The following is a 19,864-nucleotide window of genomic DNA, read 5'->3' as shown; positions in this document are numbered from 1 at the left end:
TCTGACAAAAATTATTTTTGGTTTTAAGGAGTTTAATCGTGAAAAAATTGTTATGTGCCGCTGCCTTAGGAATGGCATTGACCATGTCAGCAGGTGTTCAAGCTGCGGATAAAGTCGGTGTTGTGAACATCGGTCAAGTTCTCCAACAAATTCCTAACCGTGATGCGGTAGAGAAACAATTGGAAAATGAATTCAAATCACGTGACACTGAATTGCAGAACTTAGGTAAAGCATTACAGACCGCTGTTGAGAAATATCAAAAAGATGCACCAACTATGAATGCAACACAACGTGCAAATACAGAGAAAGATCTGGTTGCTAAACGTGAAGCATATGCACAAAAAGCACAAGCTTTTGAGCAAGACTTCAGCCGCCGTCAAGCTGAAGAGCGTAACAAAATCATGAAACGTGTATTAGACGCTGTTGATGTAGTAGCGAAGAAAGAAGGCTATGATGTGATCCTTGATGCTAACACTGTACCTTATTTCGCAGATGGTAAAGATATTACTGCTCAGGTTCAAAAACAGGTTAAATAATAGATGTTTTCAATTCGATTAGCTGATCTTGCTCAGCAGTTGAATGCACAGTTACACGGCGATGGTGATGTCACTATCGCCGGTCTTGCTTCAATGAGCTTAGCAAATAGCGAACAAATTACATTTCTTTCCGATAGTCGCTATCGTGAAAAATTAAGTGAATGTCAGGCAGCTGCTGTTGTATTAACAGAAGCTGATCTTCCATTTTGCCCAGTTGCTGCACTTGTAGTGAAAAACCCGTATCTAGCCTATGCTCAAATGGCACAGATTATGGATACAACACCGAAGCCAGCACAGGATATTCACCCAAGTGCTGTTATTTCACCTGACGCTAAGTTAGGAAAAAATGTATCAGTGGGGGCAAACGCCGTTATCGAATCGGATGTTATCCTTGGTGATAATGTTGTGATTGGTGCCGGTTGTTTTGTGGGTAAAAAAGCACATATTGGCGATAATAGCCGTTTATGGGCAAATGTATCTGTTTATCATGAAGTTATCATTGGTAAAGATTGTTTGATTCAATCAGGCACTGTGATTGGTTCAGATGGTTTTGGTTATGCTAATGAACGTGGTAATTGGATCAAAATTCCACAATTAGGTTCAGTCGTGATTGGTGATCGCGTTGAAATCGGTGCATGCACTACAATCGACCGAGGCGCATTAGATAACACAGTTATCGGTAATGGTGTTATCATTGATAACCAGTGCCAAATCGCACATAACGTCATTATTGGTGATAATACCGCTGTTGCTGGTGGTGTCATCATGGCGGGTAGCCTGAAAATAGGCCGCTATTGTATGATTGGTGGAGCAAGTGTTATCAATGGTCACATGGAGATCTGTGATAAAGTCACGGTAACAGGTATGGGTATGGTAATGCGTCCTATCACTGAGCCGGGTGTTTATTCTTCAGGAATTCCGCTGCAATCGAATAAAGCATGGCGTAAAACCGCAGCTCTTGTGTTGCGAATTGATGAAATGCAAAAAAGGCTCAAGTCGCTTGAACGTCAAGTAGAAAGTAGCGACAAGTAACAATATACGTCATTGACGGAATGTTACCCATTTTGCGACCTGCGGGTTAACTCACTTTTTGAGTCACAGCAGGTCGTGTCATTATTAATTAGACTCAGTTTTATTAGACAGGAAGAGTATTGCAATGAGTGAGAATCATACTCTGCAAATCGAAGAAATTTTAGATTTACTTCCACACCGTTACCCATTTTTATTGGTTGATCGTGTCCTTGATTTTGAAGAAAAGAAATTTCTAAGAGCAGTAAAAAATGTATCTTTTAATGAGCCTTTCTTTCAAGGTCACTTTCCAGGAAAACCCATTTTCCCTGGCGTGCTTATCCTCGAAGCCATGGCTCAGGCAACGGGTATTTTAGCATTCAAAAGCGTAGGAAAGCTGGAACCTGGTGAACTCTACTATTTTGCTGCTATTGACGGTGCTCGCTTTAAACGTCCTGTCTTACCTGGGGATCAAATGATCCTAGAAGTAGAATTCATTAAAGAACGTCGTGGTGTTGCTCGCTTTAAAGGCGTCGCTAAAGTTGATGGGGAAATTGCTTGCGAAGCTGAAATGATGTGTGCTCGCCGCCGTGAGGTCTAGCCTATGATAGATAAATCCGCAGTAATTCACCCTTCCTCTATTATTGAAGAGGGTGCGGTAATCGGTGCTAATGTTCGCATTGGCCCTTTTTGTGTCATTGGAGCTAATGTTGAGATTGGTGAAGGTACTGATATCAAATCTCACGTTGTTATTAATGGGCACACACGTATTGGCCTAGATAATCAGATTTATCAATTTACTTCTATCGGTGAAGTGAATCAGGATCTGAAATATCGTGGTGAACCAACGCAAGTCATTATTGGTGATCGAAACCTTATTCGCGAAAGTGTGACTATCCATCGTGGAACAACCCAAGGTGGCAACATCACAAAAATTGGTAACGATAACCTATTGATGATTAATACCCACGTCGCACATGATTGTATCATTGGTGATCGTTGTATTATTGCAAATAACGGCACACTGGGTGGTCACGTTATTTTAGGTGATTTTGTGATTATCGGTGGTATGAGTGCAGTGCATCAGTTTTGCCAAATTGGCTCTCATGTGATGGTCGGTGGATGTTCAGGCGTGGCACAAGATGTTCCTCCTTTTGTTATTGCACAAGGAAACCATGCGACTCCTTATGGGCTGAATATTGAAGGGTTAAAACGCAGAGGTTTTGCTAAAGAAGATCTTCATGCAATTCGTAATGCTTACAAAGTCCTTTACCGTAGTGGTAAAACTCTGGAAGAAGCGCGTGAAGAAATCGGACAATTGGTTGCTGATAATAATAATCCGCATGTCAAACTGTTCAGTGATTTTCTGGAAAATTCAGCAAAATCTAACCGCGGCATCATTCGCTAATTAGGATATGACCTTGTCAGGCCAATTATCTACTACTCAGCGTCCGTTAATTATCGGCTTAGTTGCTGGTGAAACGTCCGGTGATATCTTGGGCGCGGGTTTAATCCGCGCTCTAAAACAAATGCATCCCAATGTTCACTTTGTCGGTGTTGCTGGACCTCTTATGCAAGCTGAAGGTTGTGAAGCTTGGTATGAGATGGAAGAGCTTGCCGTCATGGGGATCGTTGAAGTTCTTGAACGATTACCTCGCTTATTAAAGATCAGAAAAGATCTCACTCAACGATTCTCAGAATTAAAACCTGATGTTTTCGTGGGGATCGACGCGCCTGATTTTAATATCACTCTTGAAGGTCGTTTAAAGCAAAAAGGGATCAAAACTATTCACTATGTCAGTCCATCTGTGTGGGCTTGGCGTCAAAAACGTGTTTTCAAAATTGGTAAAGCGACAGATTTAGTGCTTGCCTTTCTTCCTTTTGAAAAAGCGTTTTATGATAAGTATCAGGTTCCTTGTCGTTTTATAGGCCATACAATGGCTGATGCCATAGCCTTAAATCCAGACAAAAAAGTGGCTCGTGAACATCTAGGGATATCTGAAGAAATACCTTGTTTAGCACTTCTTCCCGGTAGTCGTCATGCTGAAGTTGAGATGCTGAGTGCTGATTTTATAAAAACAGCACAGTTACTAAAACAGCAGATCCCCTCTCTTCATATTGTTGTGCCATTAGTTAATGCTAAGCGACGAGCCCAATTTGAACAAATACATCAAAATGTGGCACCTGAGCTTGAGATACAACTTCTTGATGGGCGAGCACGAGAAGCAATGACAGCGAGTGATGCGACTTTGTTAGCATCAGGGACGGCTGCATTAGAATGTATGCTAACCAAATGCCCGATGGTTGTTGGCTATCGCATGAAACCATTTACTTTCTGGTTAGCAAAACGGTTAGTTAAAACGCCTTATGTCTCTTTACCTAATTTGTTAGCTGGCCGAGAAATTATCAAAGAATTATTGCAAGAAGAGTGCGAACCATCAGCGTTAGCGCAACAACTTTTACCTCTTTTAACTGATGAAGAAAAAGTACATCAATTAAAAGAGATATTTTTACAGTTACATAGTGCCATTCGTTGTAATGCGGATGAGCAAGCAGCAAATGCAGTATTAGAATTGGTAGAGAAATAATGGAATTTGTATATCCAAAAGCAAATCTTATTGCTGGAGTTGATGAAGTTGGTCGAGGTCCATTAGTGGGCGCAGTGGTTACCGCAGCTGTTATCCTTGATCCAGCAAATCCAATTGAAGGATTAACAGACTCCAAAAAGCTAACAGAAAAAAAGCGTAATGCCCTTTATGACGAAATAAAAGAAAAAGCATTATGCTGGGCGATAGGTCGTGCAGAGCCCGAAGAAATTGATGAATTAAATATTCTTTGGGCAACGATGAAAGCAATGGAACGCGCTGTTGCAGGATTATCAATAACACCTGATATGGTTTTAATTGATGGTAACCGTTGTCCTAAATTACCAATGGCCTCTCAAGCGGTTATCAAAGGTGATAGTTTAGTTCAAGAAATTAGTGCGGCTTCTATACTTGCTAAAGTGACTCGTGATAGAGAAATGGAAGAGTTAGATAAGCTTTACCCTGATTATGGTTTTGCTAAACATAAAGGGTATCCAACTGTTTTCCATATGGAAAAACTAGCCTTATTAGGGGCAACACCCTATCATCGAAAAAGTTTTGCGCCTGTAAAACGTGCTTTAAATTTAAAGTAATCCACAGAGTAATTAAATACTATGGCAGATCCTCGTTTTATCCATCTTAGGGTACACAGCGATTATTCAATGATCGATGGATTGGCAAAAACAGGGCCTCTTGTGAAGAAAGTGGCTTCGCTGGGAATGCCTGCTTTTGCGATTACTGATTTCACTAACTTATGTGGGCTAGTGAAATTTTATGGTGCTGCACATGGTGCTGGCATTAAACCCATCATTGGCGCTGATGTTTACCTTGAAACAGAATTATTAGGTGATGAGTATGCTCATCTTACTATTCTTGCACGCAATAATGTAGGATACCAAAATCTCACTTTACTGATTTCAGAAGCTTACAAACACGGTTATGGCGCTGCTGGGCCGACGATTAAACAAGAGTGGCTAACAACCTATAAAGAAGGGCTCTTGTTGCTTTCTGGTGGCAGAATGGGGGATGTCGGGAAGTTTCTACTTCGCGGAAATCGAGCTTTAGTTGATCAGTGTCTTGAGTATTATCAAACTCATTTTCCCGATAGTTATTATCTAGAACTTATTCGTACGGGTCGTACTGATGAGGAAGCTTATCTTCATGAAGCAGTTGCACTAGCTTCTGAAAAAGGTCTGCCTGTCGTTGCAACCAATGATGTCTGTTTTCTCGACAGTGATGATTTTGATGCACATGAAATTCGTGTCGCAATTCATGATGGTTTTACGTTATCGGATCCCAAACGTCCTAAAAATTATAGCCCTCAGCAGTATATGCGCACAGAAGAAGAAATGTGTGAATTATTTGCTGATATACCTGAAGCATTAGAAAACAGTGTTGAAATCGCTAAACGCTGTAATGTCACGATCCGTTTAGGGGAATACTTCCTTCCTCAATTTCCAACTGGGAATATGAGTACAGAAGATTTCCTTGTTAAAAAATCACAAGAAGGTTTAGAAGAGCGTTTAGCCTTTTTATTTCCAGATCCCGAAGAGCGACAAAAAAGACGTCCTGAATATGATGAACGTCTTGATATCGAGCTGAAAGTAATTAACCAGATGGGGTTCCCTGGTTACTTCCTTATCGTGATGGAGTTTATTCAGTGGTCTAAAGATAATGGTGTTCCTGTTGGTCCTGGGCGCGGTTCAGGTGCGGGTTCACTCGTGGCTTATTCGCTGAAAATAACAGATCTTGATCCTCTTGAATTTGACTTGCTTTTCGAACGTTTTCTTAACCCTGAACGTGTTTCGATGCCTGACTTTGACGTCGATTTCTGTATGGAGAAACGCGATAGAGTTATTGACCACGTTGCTGAAATGTACGGTCGTGATGCAGTATCTCAGATTATTACATTTGGTACGATGGCGGCGAAAGCAGTTATTCGCGATGTTGGCCGTGTTTTAGGGCACCCTTACGGTTTTGTTGATAGAATTTCAAAACTTGTTCCTCCTGATCCGGGTATGACGCTGGAAAAAGCATTTGCTGCCGAGCCTCAATTACCTGAAATTTATGAAGCTGATGAAGAGGTCAAATCTCTTATTGATATGGCTCGTAAATTAGAAGGAGTAACACGTAATGCGGGTAAACATGCGGGTGGTGTTGTTATATCACCCACGAAAATTACCGATTTTGCACCACTTTACTGTGATGCAGAGGGAAATAACCCCGTTACACAATTTGATAAAAACGATGTTGAATACGCAGGTCTTGTTAAATTCGACTTCTTAGGATTAAGAACACTAACTATTATTAACTGGGCATTAGAGATGATTAATGCCCGACGAGCTAAAAAGTCACTTGAACCTGTTGATATTTCAGCGATCTCATTGACAGATCAGCGCAGTTTTGACATGTTGCAACGCTCAGAGACAACCGCGGTATTCCAGTTAGAATCTCGTGGCATGAAAGATCTCATCAAGCGACTACGTCCAGACTGTTTCGAAGATATGATCGCATTAGTTGCCCTATTCCGCCCTGGACCATTGCAATCAGGTATGGTTGATAACTTTATCGATCGTAAACACGGTGTTGAAGAAATTTCATACCCTGATGTTAAATGGCAACATGAAAGCCTACAGCCGGTTTTAGAGCCTACTTATGGCGTTATCTTATATCAAGAACAAGTTATGCAAATTGCGCAGGTTCTTGCAGGATATACGCTAGGCGGTGCGGATATGTTACGACGGGCTATGGGGAAGAAAAAGCCCGAGGAGATGGCAAAGCAACGCTCTGTTTTTGAAGAAGGTGCTATCAAAAATGGTGTAGACGGTGAATTAGCCATGAAAATCTTTGACTTGGTAGAGAAATTTGCCGGTTATGGATTTAACAAATCGCACTCAGCAGCTTATGCCTTAGTTTCTTATCAAACATTATGGTTAAAAGCCCACTATCCAGCTGAATTTATGGCTGCAGTAATGACAGCTGATATGGATAATACCGAAAAGGTCGTGGGATTAGTTGACGAATGTTGGAGAATGGGATTAAAAGTTCTACCTCCTGATATTAATAGTGGACTTTATCATTTTCACGTTAATGATGAAGGCGAAATCGTTTATGGTATTGGTGCCATTAAAGGTGTGGGTGAAGGTCCAATTGAAGCAATTGTAGAAGCGCGTCAACAAGGTGGTCACTTTAAAGATATTTTTGATCTCTGTGCTAGAACAGATACGAAAAAATTGAATCGCCGAGTGATGGAAAAACTGATAATGTCAGGCGCATTCGATAAGCTGGGGCCCCATCGTGCTGCTTTGATGTCTTCATTAGAAGATGCATTAAAAGCCGCAGACCAACATGCCAAAGCTGAAGCAATAGGGCAATCTGACATGTTCGGCGTGTTAGCTGAAGCACCTGAACAAGTAGAGCGCTCTTATGCCAATATACCTAAATGGCCAGACCAAGTTGTTTTAGAAGGTGAACGAGAGACTTTAGGTTTATATTTAACAGGTCATCCGATCACGCGTTATTTAAAAGAAATTGAACGATATGCGGCAGGAACGCGTCTAAAAGATTTAGTACCAACACCTCGGGGTCAAATGGTGAAGGTAGCAGGTTTAGTACTTGCTTCTAAAGTATTCACAACGAAACGTGGAAATCGGATCGGTGTTTGTACCTTAGATGATCGTTCAGGTCGCTTAGAAATTATGTTATTTTCTGATGCATTGGATAAATACCAACATTTATTAGAACAAGACAAGATTTTAATTGCTACTGGGCAGGTCAGCTTTGATGATTTCAATGGTGGGCTTAAAATGACAGTCCGCGAACTTATGGATATCAACGAAGCCCGTGAAAAATATGCACGAGGACTTGCTATCTCGTTATCGGACAGGCAAATTAATGAGCAATTATTAAATCGTCTTCGCGGCGTTTTAGAACCTCATCGTTCAGGCACGATACCGGTTCACCTTTATTTTGAAAAGCATGATGCCTGTGCACGTTTACGATTTGGTGCGACTTGGCGTGTTACGCCAACGGATATGCTTTTAACGGATCTGCGAACTCTGCTGGGTAATGAGCAGGTAGAATTAGAATTTGACTAAAATAGGAATGTTATGAGTCTTAATTTTCTGGATTTTGAACAGCCAATTGCCGAGTTAGAAGCGAAAATTGATTCGCTCACCGCAGTTAGCCAACATGATGAAAAAATCGATATCAATATCGATGAAGAAGTCTCACGTTTAAGAGAAAAAAGCCTAGAGTTAACACGTAAGATTTTTTCTGATCTTGGTGCATGGCAAGTGGCACAACTTGCGCGTCATCCATTAAGACCTTACACACTGGATTATATTCATCGCATTTTTACTGATTTCCAAGAATTAGCAGGTGATCGTGCTTATGCTGATGATAAAGCGATTGTTGGTGGTATTGCGCGTTTAGATGGTCGTCCAGTGATGGTTATCGGGCACCAAAAAGGGCGTGAAACAAAAGAAAAAATTCGCCGTAATTTTGGTATGCCTGCACCAGAAGGTTATCGAAAAGCACTGCGTTTAATGGAAATGGCACAGCGTTTTAATTTACCCATTATCACCTTTATTGACACTCCGGGTGCTTATCCTGGTGTTGGTGCTGAAGAGCGTGGTCAATCAGAAGCCATTGCACGTAACTTACGTGAAATGTCACGCTTTAATGTGCCAATTATCTGTACGGTTATTGGGGAAGGCGGTTCTGGCGGAGCATTAGCGATTGGTGTAGGTGATAAAGTAAATATGCTGCAATACAGCACTTATTCTGTTATTTCACCAGAAGGTTGTGCATCCATTCTTTGGAAAAGCGCTGATAAAGCACCATTAGCCGCAGAAGCGATGGGGATCACTGCGAACCGTTTAAAAGAGCTTAAGCTAATTGATACGGTTATTCCTGAGCCTTTAGGTGGTGCGCATCGTCACTATGATGAAATTGCCGCTTCATTGAAAGCGCAAATTCAATCCGATTTAGTAGAATTGGATGCGTTTGAATCAGAAGAGCTAACAAATCGTCGTTACCAACGTTTAATGGAATACGGTTACTGCTGATCTAATCATATCTGAATCAATTCTGAGATGAGCCTCATGTTAATCACATGGGGCTTTTTTTGACGCTCTGAAAACTATCTCTATTGAGATAATTAAACTAAGTGATATTAACAATAATATATTATATATCAGTATGTTAAGCCCATCTCAAAAACAATATTAATTCTAATTTTCACTAAAAGAATAATAAGCAATAGCTATTATTTTATCTGGTCATTTAATTCTTTAATAAGGAAAGCACGATGATATCGTTTAGTGGAAAAGTAGGAATTATTACAGGTGGTAATAGTGGTATTGGTCTAGCATCAGCTGAAAAGTTTTTATCCTTAGGTGCGTCAGTTGTTATTACTGGCAGTAATTTGGTACGAGGGCAAAAAGCAGAAAAATACCTAAAAGAAAAAGGATTTGTCGCTGAGTTTGTTCAAATGGATGTCGCCAGTGAAAAAGAAAATAAACAACTTGTCGATTATGTCGTCACTAAGTATGGACGAATGGATTTTATATTTGCTAATGCTGGGGTTTTAACAGATAACATTGCAGATAAATTGGAGTATGAGAAATGGAAAGGGGTATTAGATGTTAACCTTAATGGACTATTTCTGATTAATCGTACTGCCATTCAGTATTGGTTAAAAAATAAAATTTCAGGTGCGATTGTTAATTGTAGTTCAATTTGTTCTTTTGTTGGTCAACATGAGTTTCCTGCTTATTGTGCGTCAAAAGGGGGCGTTAAATTACTGACGCAAACACTTGCCATTGATTATGCAAGTAAAGGTATTCGTATTAACGCGGTTTGTCCTGGGTATATTGATACGCCATTATTAGATGGACGTGAGCTCGATAAGCAAAAATTAGCAACACTGCATCCCATTGGTCGTCTTGGAACACCAGAAGAAGTCGCTAATGTTGTGGCCTTCTTAACCAGTGATGCAGCTTCTTTTGTAACAGGCGCATCTTATTTGGTTGATGGTGGTTTTACAGCGTAAATTGTATTTATTTTAGGCAGAATAGTGTTTATTCTGCCTTATCTTTCTTCATCAGTAATAAAATATCTTAAATCTTATATTCATTTTTCAGGGGGACGTTGTATTCGTGCAAAATCAGATAGAAAAGCTTAACATAATCATCTGAATTCACAGATAAATAACGATACAATGAAACAGAAATACGACTTACTCCTTAAAGAAATCAAACAACAAATTGATCCTTACACTAAAATTTTGGTGGGTTTTAGTGGGGGGGTAGATTCCACTGTTTTATTACAAGGGCTTGTACGTTTACGTGATGAATTCCAATTACCTTTAGAATTAACAGCTATCTATATTCATCATGGATTAAATATCAGAGCAGATGATTGGCTTACTCATTGTAAACAATGTTGTCAGCAATGGCGTGTTGATTTTATCAGTGAAAAAGTGAGTGTCGATCCTAAAGATGGGGGGCTTGAAAAGGGGGCACGAGAGGCGCGTTATGAAGCTTTTCGTCGATATTTACAGTCGCAACAAGTGTTAGTGACAGCTCAACACCAAGATGATCAAGCTGAAACTTTTTTACTGGCTTTAAAGCGAGGTAGTGGTCCTGCTGGACTTTCCTCGATGCCTGCCAAAATGGTGTTCGAGAATAGTTATTTACTTCGCCCTTTACTCAATATTACGCGTGAGCAAATTGAATTTTATGCTACTGAGCAAGGGCTAGATTGGATAGAAGACGATAGTAACCAAGATGATCGTTACGATCGTAATTTTTTACGATTACGTGTTATGCCTTTACTAACTCAACGTTGGCCTCATTTTTCACAAGCAGTAACTCGAAGTGCTGCATTGTGTGGTGAACAAGAGGCACTATTAGATGAACTATTAGACTCTGAACTTAATGGTTTAATGGATATTGAGAATAGCTTAGATATTAATCAACTTGCCCATTGTAGTGTTATAAAGCGTAACGCGTTACTGAGACGCTGGTTTGCTAAACATAATAAATCCATGCCATCACGACAACAAATCTTACGATTATGGCAAGAAGTTGCATTAGCAAAAGAAGATGCAGCACCTCGATTACAATTTGATCAAGATGAAGTCAGGCGCTATAAGCAACGCCTTTATTTAGTTCCAATCATCGAAGAGCTCGTAGATCACATTATTGAGTGGTCGTCGCTCAGTGAACCTTTATATTTACCTAATGGTTTAGGGACGCTATCTCTTGTAGCCGAAACAGGAAAAAACACGGTTAGAAAGCCTTCAAGTGATGAAAAAGTCACCGTGCGTTTTGGTTTAACACAAACATCTTTACGTATTGTAGGGCGAGAACATGCTCGGCATAGTAAAAAAATTTGGCAAGAGCTTGAAATTGCGCCTTGGCGTAGAACTAGGATCCCTTTGATTTATTATAATGATACGCTAATTGTAGCTATTGATACATTTGTTACTTTTGAGGGAAAAGCAACATCAGAACATGCTATTACTATTGGGTGGCGAAAGGCTCATGAATGAACAACCGCCTGTTGGCGGTTGTTCTTTATTCGGTTATTCCGATTTAATAATGATTGTCCCAAGTTCGGGATTAGAAAAACTGGCAATAACATCCAGTCGTAAATCTTTAGAGCCTTCAGATGTTTTGACTTTTAGGTATTCAACTTTCTTGCTTAAAAAAAGATCATCCGCAATACCTTCAATAAGCTCACCATCATGTAGTTCAATATGGAGCGCTAAACCACGCTGGCATGCTAACTCCAGATACTCATAATCATCACAGTTAATTGGTTGATATTCTGTATTTGTTGACATATTCCCTCACCACTCTTTCGTGGCGGTGTTGCCGCCAGTGAATAATTCAGAATAAAATCATTATGCTGTTATTCGATGTGAGCACAATAGTTATTATAATAATTTTCTGAAATAGTGCTTTATTCGAAGTGATTTGAGAAATAATTAGCATTATGGGTGCATTTGTCTTAAAGCTTGTTTTATTGCCCCTTTTTATTTTAAAAAATGTTAGAATCATATTGAAAATGATTTATTAAAAAGTACCCAGAATGTAGGGAGTTGATGATGGGGAAAAAATTTTTATTTGCAGCCGTTGCTGCGGGGTTATTTGTGCTGTCAGGTTGTCAAAATAATATTGGCTTATCACTTGATGGAAAAATTGTAGATCAAACTTACAACAGTATTCTGCCTTGTGCCGATTGTTCTGGTATCGACACAACAATTCTTGTTAATCAAGATGGCTCTTACGTTATGGAGCAAAGCTATCAAGGTTTACCTGATGAGAAACGTAGTTTCTTTGAGTCAGGAACATGGGCATTAGGTAAAGATAAGCTGACGTTGACTAATAGCTATGGTGAGAAGAGCTATTATTTACCTCGCGAAGATAAATTAGTTATGCTTGATATTGATGGCAATGTTATTAATTCAGAACTAAATTATACCTTAGCTAAGGTTCAGCCTAAACAGCTCGCAGGTGAATATACCTATTTTGCCGATGCAGGTACGTTTAAAGATTGCCAATCAGGACGCGTTTACGCAGCCAGTGGTATTGAATTGGAAAAAGGCTATTTCTCAACGGGTGTTGATGGTGGAACACCTGTTTACCTTGAAGTTAATGGTTATTACAGTATTCGGCCTTCGATGGAAGATGGTAAATTTGATCGAGCATTAGTGGTTACGGATGCGAAGCCTCGTTTTAATCGCCATGGCTCTTGTGGAAACCATCGCAGTGGCAGAAGTTGAGTTTTAGCGGTTTTGTTTTAATAAAAAATCGCCTATTGAATAGTATTGCGTTTATTAGACAGTTTAAATGAGTTGAGCAAAGACTGAGTCCGGTATTGAACTGAACTCAGTCTTTTTCGTTTGATATATTATTCTGATTGCAGTTACCAGCGTATCTGAGAGGATACGCTGGTAACTTATCAATCAAGCCTCAAAAATAAGAGGCTTAATGATTAAGCGAGTTGCTCTTTGATAAAGGCGACAACATCGTCAACATTGACCAGTGATTTATCATCACTACGACGCGCTTTATATTCGATTTGGTTGTTGTCTAAGTTACGATCACCAATCACGATCGTGTGTGGAATACCGATAAGTTCCATATCAGCAAACATTACACCAGGACGTTCTTTACGATCATCAAATAAAACATCAATACCTTGAGCGCGTAATTCGTTATAAAGTTTGTCAGCGACTTCTTTAACACGATAAGAACGGTGCATATTCATTGGTAAAATAGCAACTTGGAATGGTGCAATCGCATCTGGCCAAATAATACCGCGTGCATCATGATTTTGTTCAATAGCAGCAGCAACGATACGAGTTATACCGATACCATAACAACCCATAGTAACGATTTGATTATGGCCTTCTTCGTTTTGTACGGTTGCTTTTAATGCTTCTGAATATTTTGTGCCAAGTTGGAAGATATGACCAACTTCAATACCACGTTTAATTAGCAACGTTCCTTTGCCATCTGGGCTTGGATCACCTTCAACAACGTTACGGATGTCAGCAATTTCAGCAATAGGCAGATCACGCTCCCAGTTGATACCAAAATAGTGTTTACCATCAACGTTTGCACCTGCACTGAAATCACTCATTATAGAGACTGAACGATCCATAATAACTGGTAGTGGCAGATTAACAGGGCCTAGTGAACCTGGTCCTGCATTTACAGCTTGGCGTATTTCAGCTTCAGTAGCGAAAGTTAAAGGTGCTGCAACGATAGCGCATTTTTCTGCTTTAACTTCATTAAGTTCGTGATCGCCACGGACTAATAATGCAACTAATGGGTGACCACTTTCTTTTGTGCCATGAACAATCAGTGTCTTAACTGTTTTTTCAATTGGCAGATTGAACTGTTCGACTAATTCAGCAATTGTTTTAGCGTTTGGTGTATCCACTAAACGTAATTCTTCAGTTGCCGCAGCGCGTGGAGTCGCAGGCATTATTGCTTCTGCTAATTCGATATTGGCTGCATAGTCAGAGCCAGTAGAGAAGACGATATCATCTTCACCGCTGTCTGCTAAAACTTGGAATTCATGAGAGGCATTACCACCGATAGAGCCAGTATCTGCAAGTACTGGGCGGAAATCTAAACCAATACGTGAGAAAATTTTGCTGTAAGCCTCGTACATTCTGTCGTAAGTCTCTTGTAAAGACTCTTGAGAGATATGGAAAGAGTAAGCATCTTTCATGATAAATTCACGAGAACGCATAACACCAAAACGAGGGCGTACTTCATCACGGAATTTAGTTTGGATTTGATATAAGTTCAGTGGAAGTTGTTTGTAAGAGGTAATTTCATTACGAACAATATCCGTAACAACTTCTTCATGAGTCGGGCCTAAAACAAATGGGCGCTCACCTCTGTCTGAAAAACGCAGTAATTCAGGACCATACTGTTCCCAGCGACCACTTTCTAGCCATAAGTCAGCGGGTTGAACAACGGGCATTGAAATCTCAAGAGAGCCTGCGTTGTCCATCTCTTCACGAACAATTTTTTCAATTTTTCTTAGAACACGAACGCCTGTAGGCATCCAATCATAAAGACCAGAAGCGAGTTTACGGATCATGCCTGCGCGAAGCATAAGTTGATGGCTGACAATTTCTGCATCAGCAGGTGTCTCTTTTAGAGTAGAGAGCAAATAGTGGCTAGTACGCATTATTAGGTTCCATTAGAACAAAAATACTTAGGCTGACTGTCACGCCAGTCTATATCAATATAATTAGAGAAGGACTTTAGTCTACCAGTGACTTAGGTCTGCCAAAAGGGGCAAAGCATTTTTTTCAATCTGATTTGTCTAAAGACATGAGAATGACTTTCAGATCAGATTATTCATGATAACAATATCAATGAAGGTAATAGCAAGTTACCGCGGTTCTATACTAAGAACAAGTGTCTGTTGTTGATTGACTTGCCAGCGAATATTAAATTCGAGTAAGTGTACCGCATAAATTCTATCACTTTGTTCGTCCTTTTTATAAGCAGGGCGAGGATCTTGCTGTAATACTTGGGTAATAAAACGCGGAAGATGAGGGTATTCATTGGCATAGTATTGCAGTTGTTCTAATGCAAGCTGCGAAAAGAAAACAGACATTTCATTGTTGGGTGCTTCTTGTGCAAATCCTGCAATTGCATTTGGGCGAGATTCTGCAAATGGTAAATAAGGTTTGATATCAAGAATAGGCGTACCATCAACTAAATCAAGGCTACCTAGTTCTAAAATAACAGATTGATTCTCTATATTTACTTTTTTCAATTCAACCAATGACATACCAATTGGGTTGGGGCGAAAGGTTGAGCGAGTTGCAAATACACCAACTTTGGCGTTACCGCCTAATCTTGGGGGACGAACGAGTGGATGCCAACCATGTTGTGCTGTTTGATGAAAAACAAAAATTAACCAAAGGTGACTAAATTGCTCTAAACCTCTCACTGCATCAGGGTGATTATAAGGTGTATGTAGAATAAGTTGCCCACCGCCATCCTGGATTAATCCAGGTTGGCGTGGAACAGCAAATTTTTCTTTATAAGGGCTCGAAATATACCCTATAGGATTCATTTGGTAGGTATTCATTTAGTAATAAGTAGTGCTGAGCCTTCACAAATAGCGGATTGATAGCAACCTAGGCCTGTGACAATTTGGCATTCATGTAACAAAACGGCATTTGCATTTTTGTAGGCTGCTTTTGTTGCCATTCTTTTTTTAGCAATAGGTAAACTTGCTGGTGGATCTTGTAATGTTTGACGACAAGACTCTCCTGCGACAATACCTAGATCTTTAAAAGGAGCACCTAAAAGATCTTCTGTTTTTTCAACAATACGTACTGAAGGTAAAGTCTGTGATTTGGGCTTCTGTGGTTGCCCTGGTTTATTTAAACGCATATCCGTAAATTTAGACTGATCAACATCAGATGATTTTTGCATTGAACAGCCTGTCATAAACAGCGCCATGATGCCAATAAGTAGCAAGCGCATGTGCATGGGTAATATCCTCTTTATTATTGTCTAGACAAAAATTAAACGGCACTAATTTAATGCAAATTAGCCAAGTAAAAAAGAGAAAGGCGAACAAATGTCCGCCTTTTTTATAATTAAGCTAAATTTAAACGTATTACCAGCCTTTTACAGCACCACCGTTAAAGATTTTATTTGCAGCACTATCTACTTCATCTGTTTGATAGGCTTGAATAAATTTCTTCACATTCTCACTGTCTTTATTATCTTCGCGTGCAACAATGATATTTACATATGGAGAGTCTTTATCTTCAACAAAAATGCCGTCTTTTGCTGGTGTTAAGTTTACTTGGCTTGCATAAGTGGTATTAATTACCGCCAAATAGATTTTTTGATCATCTAATGAACGTGGTAATTGAGGTGCTTCTAATTCTACTAATTTTAGATTTTTAGGATTTTCAATAATATCTAAAGAAGTTGGTAATAAGCCTACACCGTCTTTTAATTTGATTAATCCTACTTTTTCTAGTAACAGCAGTGAACGACCTAAGTTAGTTGGATCGTTAGGGATAGCCACTTGAGCGCCATCAGGTAAATCCGCTAAATCAGTAATTTTTTTAGAGTAACCTGCGATTGGGTAAATAAAGGTATTTCCCACCGCAGTAATTTTAAAATTACGATCTTTAATTTGCTGATCTAAATAAGGTTTATGTTGGAATGCATTAAGATCGATATCACCACGACTTAATGATTCATTAGGCATCACAAAGTCATTGAAAGTAACGAGTTCTACATCAAGACCATATTTATCTTTAGCTACTTGTTTTGCTACTTCTGCAACTTGTTGCTCGGAGCCAGAAATAACACCAACACGAATATGGTTTGGATCTTTTTCTTTTTCACCACAACCAGCTAATGCTAATGCGCCAATTAAAGCACTTACGACTGCGAGCGATTTAAATTTCAATGACATACATTTACCCTTATTTGATCTGTTAATTAAAAGGTCCCGATTTAATAATTGAAACCTTCAATCTAATTATTTATGTGTTGTCAGCTTCACTAAGCGATCGCCGAAAAACTGAATGATAAAAACAAGAATAACGAGTAGAACAATGACAATATTCATTACCGTTGCATTATAGCCAACATAACCATATTGATAGCCAATTTGACCTAAACCACCGGCACCAACAGCACCACCCATAGCTGAGTAACCCACTAATGTAATTAGTGTAATAGTTGCAGCATTAATCAAGCCTGGTAACGATTCTGGTAATAAAACTTTCTTAATAATTTGCATTGGTGTTGCACCCATAGAACGAGATGCTTCAATTAATCCTTGTGGGATTTCCAATAGTGTATTTTCGACCATACGAGCTATAAAAGGTGCCGCAGCAACCGTTAATGGCACGATAGCCGCTTGTAAGCCAATGGATGTTCCTACAACTAAGCGAGTAAAAGGGATCATCCATACAAGTAAGATAATAAAAGGGATAGCCCTAAAAATATTCACAAGTGCTGAGATCACACGATAGGCAGGTGGATTTGCCATAATTTGTTCAGGACGAGTGACATAAAGTAAAACACCAAGTGGTAGTCCGATGATAAAACCAAAGAAGCCTGAAACGAAGGTCATGACTAAGGTTTCCCAGATCCCACTAATTAATAAATAAATCATTCCTTCAGACATAACCGAGAACCTCTACTTTCACATGATGCTCTTCTAAAAACGCAATAGACTTTTCAGTATTACCATTCTTACCGTGTAGCTCAGCTAACATCACGCCAAACTTAACACCACCGGCATAGTCCATTTGTGAACTTAAAATATTAATATCTGCGTCAAAACGACGAGCAACAATAGACATTAATGGTGCATCAACTGATTGACCGTTAAATTCAAGTTTTAATAATGGGAATAACCCTTCCTCCCATTCTGGTTTCATACGTTCTTTGTAATCTTCAGGAATATCCAATTGCAGTGTTGATTGGATAAAAGCCTGAGAAACCGGTGTTTTGGGATGAGAGAAAACTGCACTCACCGCATCACTTTCAACTAATTCACCACCACTTATGACTGCAACCTGATCACAAATACGTTTTACAACGTCCATTTCATGCGTGATTAATAAAATGGTGAGGCCTAAACGACGGTTAATATCTTTTAGTAATTCTAAAATAGAACGTGTTGTTGCTGGATCAAGGGCGCTAGTTGCTTCATCACACAATAAAACGTTTGGTGAATTTGCTAATGCGCGTGCAATTGCAACACGTTGCTTTTGCCCACCAGATAAGTTTGCTGGATAATACTCTTTCTTATCTGACAAACCGACTAATTCAAGTAATTCATTAACACGCTTATTAATTTCAGTACGCGGTGTACTATCAAGTTCTAATGGTAGAGCCACATTATCAAATACTGTACGAGAAGACAGTAAGTTGAAATGTTGGAAAATCATACCAATGCCACGACGTGCTTTTGTTAATTCTTTATCAGATAACTTAGTCAGATCACGACCATCAACAAGTACTTCACCTGAAGTTGGTTTTTCTAACATGTTCACACAACGTATTAATGTACTTTTACCCGCTCCTGACGATCCGATAACACCAAAAATCTGCCCTTGTGGTACATGCAGGTTAATGTTTGATAGCGCTTGTATTGAACGCTCTCCCTGCTTAAACACTTTATTTATATTCGTCAGTTTAATCATGTTTTTCTTTATATAAGTAGATATGGGACATAAAGACTATTCTGCCCGAGTTAGAATAGATGTTAAGGCGTCTAGACGTCCAAGTCAATAAAAAAGAGTTGGCGAGTAATAAAGAAAGCTATGGATATCATTCTCTATATAAGAAAAAACATGCGATACTAATAAAAATGTCTAAATGGAGTAATGTTGTGAGCAAGGGGATTTCTGCGATTTTTTTAGATCGCGATGGAACTATTAATATAGACCATGGTTATGTGTCTGAAATTGATAACTTTGAGTTTATCGATGGCGTTATTGAGGCAATGGCTGAATTAAAAGCGATGGGATATGCCTTGGTACTCGTGACTAATCAATCGGGCATTGGTCGTGGCTACTATAGTGAAGATCAATTTTTACATTTAACAGAGTGGATGGATTGGTCTTTGGCAGATAGAGGTGTTGATTTGGATGGTATCTATTATTGTCCTCACCATCCTGATGCCGCTGTAGGTGAATATAAGAAAGAATGTGATTGTCGCAAACCAGCCCCAGGTATGTTTATGGATGCGAAAGCACAATTAAACATCGATATGGCTTCTTCTTATATGGTTGGTGATAAAAAAGAAGATATGTTGGCAGCAAAAGCTGCGGGAGTGGGGCATAAAATTCTTGTTCGCACAGGAAAAGAGATAACAGAAGAGGCACAACAGTGCGCAGATTTTGTTCTCGATAGCCTAGCAGACTTGCCAAAATGGCTAAAAAGCCACAAAAAATAGGCACTTCGTTTAAATTACCAACAAACGAACATTTTTTTTAAAAAAACTATTGCCAGCCTCAGAAAACTCCCTATAATGCGTCCTCGTTGTCACGGCACAGGGCGCTAAGCGAACTGGTTGAGAGAACAAAGAAAAAAAGTGAAAAGCCTTGAAAATAAACGCTTGACACTGAATGAGGAAGATGTAGAATGCACCTCCTCGCAACAACGCAGAAGACCGGAAACGGCAGCGAATGTTGCACTGCTC

At 39.5% G+C, this 19,864-nt stretch carries 19 protein-coding genes; 12 read left to right on the top strand and 7 right to left on the bottom strand.

The genetic code is table 11. The features are described from left to right. The first annotated feature begins 38 nt into the window (after positions 1-38). From QSH13_RS12210 to tilS, 10 genes are all read left to right on the top strand, one after another. The gene (locus QSH13_RS12210; RefSeq protein ID WP_109396171.1) at positions 39-536 is read left to right on the top strand and encodes an OmpH family outer membrane protein; all 498 of its coding nucleotides are present in this window, start codon (positions 39-41) and stop codon (positions 534-536) included. 3 nt (positions 537-539) lie between these two features. Continuing rightward, positions 540-1,568: a UDP-3-O-(3-hydroxymyristoyl)glucosamine N-acyltransferase gene (gene lpxD / locus QSH13_RS12205; RefSeq protein WP_196544638.1), complete on the top strand. Its 1,029-nt coding sequence runs from the start codon at positions 540-542 to the stop codon at positions 1,566-1,568. Between the two features lie 124 nt (positions 1,569-1,692). Then, on the top strand, positions 1,693-2,145 hold the full coding sequence (fabZ, locus tag QSH13_RS12200) for a 3-hydroxyacyl-ACP dehydratase FabZ (RefSeq protein WP_006535887.1): 453 nt from the start codon (positions 1,693-1,695) through the stop codon (positions 2,143-2,145). A 3-nt stretch (positions 2,146-2,148) separates the two neighbouring features. Beyond that, positions 2,149-2,952 (top strand): acyl-ACP--UDP-N-acetylglucosamine O-acyltransferase, encoded by an 804-nt coding sequence (gene lpxA, locus QSH13_RS12195; RefSeq protein ID WP_196544637.1) that lies wholly within the window; start codon positions 2,149-2,151, stop codon positions 2,950-2,952. A gap of 7 nt (positions 2,953-2,959) precedes the next feature. Next, positions 2,960-4,132, top strand: coding sequence for a lipid-A-disaccharide synthase (gene lpxB, locus QSH13_RS12190; protein WP_109406943.1), 1,173 nt, complete (start codon positions 2,960-2,962; stop codon positions 4,130-4,132). Next, positions 4,132-4,722, top strand: a complete 591-nt coding sequence (gene rnhB / locus QSH13_RS12185; RefSeq protein WP_006535883.1) for a ribonuclease HII — start codon at positions 4,132-4,134, stop codon at positions 4,720-4,722. Before lpxB ends, rnhB begins: the two co-directional genes overlap by 1 nt. Before the next feature lie 21 nt (positions 4,723-4,743). After that, positions 4,744-8,226, top strand: a complete 3,483-nt coding sequence (dnaE, locus tag QSH13_RS12180; protein ID WP_109396166.1) for a DNA polymerase III subunit alpha — start codon at positions 4,744-4,746, stop codon at positions 8,224-8,226. Positions 8,227-8,238: 12 nt separating this feature from the next. After that, positions 8,239-9,198 (top strand): acetyl-CoA carboxylase carboxyl transferase subunit alpha, encoded by a 960-nt coding sequence (accA, locus tag QSH13_RS12175; RefSeq protein WP_072064253.1) that lies wholly within the window; start codon positions 8,239-8,241, stop codon positions 9,196-9,198. A gap of 242 nt (positions 9,199-9,440) precedes the next feature. Beyond that, complete coding sequence (locus QSH13_RS12170; protein WP_286039218.1) at positions 9,441-10,184, top strand: SDR family NAD(P)-dependent oxidoreductase; 744 nt, start codon at positions 9,441-9,443, stop codon at positions 10,182-10,184. A 168-nt stretch (positions 10,185-10,352) separates the two neighbouring features. Further along, positions 10,353-11,687, top strand: a complete 1,335-nt coding sequence (gene tilS, locus QSH13_RS12165) for a tRNA lysidine(34) synthetase TilS (RefSeq protein ID WP_109396164.1) — start codon at positions 10,353-10,355, stop codon at positions 11,685-11,687. Between the two features lie 33 nt (positions 11,688-11,720). Here tilS and rof read toward each other — a convergent pair whose 3' ends face one another. Next, entirely contained in the window at positions 11,721-11,981 is a 261-nt protein-coding gene (gene rof, locus QSH13_RS12160) for a Rho-binding antiterminator (RefSeq protein ID WP_072064250.1), read from the bottom strand. 261 nt (positions 11,982-12,242) lie between these two features. Between rof and nlpE the strand changes: the two genes are divergently transcribed. Then, positions 12,243-12,923 (top strand): envelope stress response activation lipoprotein NlpE, encoded by a 681-nt coding sequence (gene nlpE / locus QSH13_RS12155; protein ID WP_109396163.1) that lies wholly within the window; start codon positions 12,243-12,245, stop codon positions 12,921-12,923. Between the two features lie 212 nt (positions 12,924-13,135). Here the strand turns inward: nlpE and proS are convergent, their stop codons facing one another. The 6 genes from proS to metN all read right to left on the bottom strand — a co-directional run bounded on the left by proS (position 13,136) and on the right by metN (position 18,863). Then, positions 13,136-14,851: a proline--tRNA ligase gene (gene proS / locus QSH13_RS12150; RefSeq protein WP_109396162.1), complete on the bottom strand. Its 1,716-nt coding sequence runs from the start codon at positions 14,849-14,851 to the stop codon at positions 13,136-13,138. Between the two features lie 207 nt (positions 14,852-15,058). Beyond that, positions 15,059-15,766: a tRNA (N6-threonylcarbamoyladenosine(37)-N6)-methyltransferase TrmO gene (gene tsaA / locus QSH13_RS12145; protein WP_109396161.1), complete on the bottom strand. Its 708-nt coding sequence runs from the start codon at positions 15,764-15,766 to the stop codon at positions 15,059-15,061. Next, a complete protein-coding gene (rcsF, locus tag QSH13_RS12140; RefSeq protein ID WP_109396160.1) occupies positions 15,763-16,173 on the bottom strand; it encodes an Rcs stress response system protein RcsF in 411 nt (136 codons plus the stop codon). Before rcsF ends, tsaA begins: the two co-directional genes overlap by 4 nt. A gap of 130 nt (positions 16,174-16,303) precedes the next feature. Further along, entirely contained in the window at positions 16,304-17,119 is an 816-nt protein-coding gene (locus tag QSH13_RS12135; protein WP_099074393.1) for a MetQ/NlpA family lipoprotein, read from the bottom strand. Positions 17,120-17,185: 66 nt separating this feature from the next. Beyond that, positions 17,186-17,839: a methionine ABC transporter permease MetI gene (locus tag QSH13_RS12130; protein ID WP_072064246.1), complete on the bottom strand. Its 654-nt coding sequence runs from the start codon at positions 17,837-17,839 to the stop codon at positions 17,186-17,188. Beyond that, entirely contained in the window at positions 17,832-18,863 is a 1,032-nt protein-coding gene (metN, locus tag QSH13_RS12125; protein WP_109396158.1) for a methionine ABC transporter ATP-binding protein MetN, read from the bottom strand. Before metN ends, QSH13_RS12130 begins: the two co-directional genes overlap by 8 nt. Before the next feature lie 188 nt (positions 18,864-19,051). Here metN and gmhB point away from each other — a divergent pair, with 188 nt between their 5' ends. Continuing rightward, entirely contained in the window at positions 19,052-19,618 is a 567-nt protein-coding gene (gene gmhB / locus QSH13_RS12120; protein WP_109396157.1) for a D-glycero-beta-D-manno-heptose 1,7-bisphosphate 7-phosphatase, read from the top strand. The last annotated feature ends 246 nt before the right edge of the window (positions 19,619-19,864 follow it).

The organism is Proteus faecis, from assembly GCF_030286765.1.
Taxonomy (GTDB): Bacteria; Pseudomonadota; Gammaproteobacteria; order Enterobacterales; family Enterobacteriaceae; genus Proteus; species Proteus faecis.
The sequence above is the reverse complement of the archived record's forward strand: the minus strand, read 5'-3'. Positions and strand labels throughout refer to the sequence as shown.

What these genes read in the sequence shown, in the direction of transcription:
- lpxD (WP_196544638.1), top strand. Translation starts at nt 540, where the DNA reads ATGTTTTCAATTCGATTAGCTGATCTTGCTCAGCAGTTGAATGCACAG.
- fabZ (WP_006535887.1), top strand. Translation starts at nt 1,693, where the DNA reads ATGAGTGAGAATCATACTCTGCAAATCGAAGAAATTTTAGATTTACTT.
- lpxA (WP_196544637.1), top strand. Translation starts at nt 2,149, where the DNA reads ATGATAGATAAATCCGCAGTAATTCACCCTTCCTCTATTATTGAAGAG.
- lpxB (WP_109406943.1), top strand. Translation starts at nt 2,960, where the DNA reads ATGACCTTGTCAGGCCAATTATCTACTACTCAGCGTCCGTTAATTATC.
- rnhB (WP_006535883.1), top strand. Translation starts at nt 4,132, where the DNA reads ATGGAATTTGTATATCCAAAAGCAAATCTTATTGCTGGAGTTGATGAA.
- dnaE (WP_109396166.1), top strand. Translation starts at nt 4,744, where the DNA reads ATGGCAGATCCTCGTTTTATCCATCTTAGGGTACACAGCGATTATTCA.
- accA (WP_072064253.1), top strand. Translation starts at nt 8,239, where the DNA reads ATGAGTCTTAATTTTCTGGATTTTGAACAGCCAATTGCCGAGTTAGAA.
- QSH13_RS12170 (WP_286039218.1), top strand. Translation starts at nt 9,441, where the DNA reads ATGATATCGTTTAGTGGAAAAGTAGGAATTATTACAGGTGGTAATAGT.
- tilS (WP_109396164.1), top strand. Translation starts at nt 10,353, where the DNA reads ATGAAACAGAAATACGACTTACTCCTTAAAGAAATCAAACAACAAATT.
- rof (WP_072064250.1), bottom strand. Translation starts at nt 11,981, where the DNA reads ATGTCAACAAATACAGAATATCAACCAATTAACTGTGATGATTATGAG.
- nlpE (WP_109396163.1), top strand. Translation starts at nt 12,243, where the DNA reads ATGATGGGGAAAAAATTTTTATTTGCAGCCGTTGCTGCGGGGTTATTT.
- proS (WP_109396162.1), bottom strand. Translation starts at nt 14,851, where the DNA reads ATGCGTACTAGCCACTATTTGCTCTCTACTCTAAAAGAGACACCTGCT.
- tsaA (WP_109396161.1), bottom strand. Translation starts at nt 15,766, where the DNA reads ATGAATACCTACCAAATGAATCCTATAGGGTATATTTCGAGCCCTTAT.
- rcsF (WP_109396160.1), bottom strand. Translation starts at nt 16,173, where the DNA reads ATGCACATGCGCTTGCTACTTATTGGCATCATGGCGCTGTTTATGACA.
- QSH13_RS12135 (WP_099074393.1), bottom strand. Translation starts at nt 17,119, where the DNA reads ATGTCATTGAAATTTAAATCGCTCGCAGTCGTAAGTGCTTTAATTGGC.
- QSH13_RS12130 (WP_072064246.1), bottom strand. Translation starts at nt 17,839, where the DNA reads ATGTCTGAAGGAATGATTTATTTATTAATTAGTGGGATCTGGGAAACC.
- metN (WP_109396158.1), bottom strand. Translation starts at nt 18,863, where the DNA reads ATGATTAAACTGACGAATATAAATAAAGTGTTTAAGCAGGGAGAGCGT.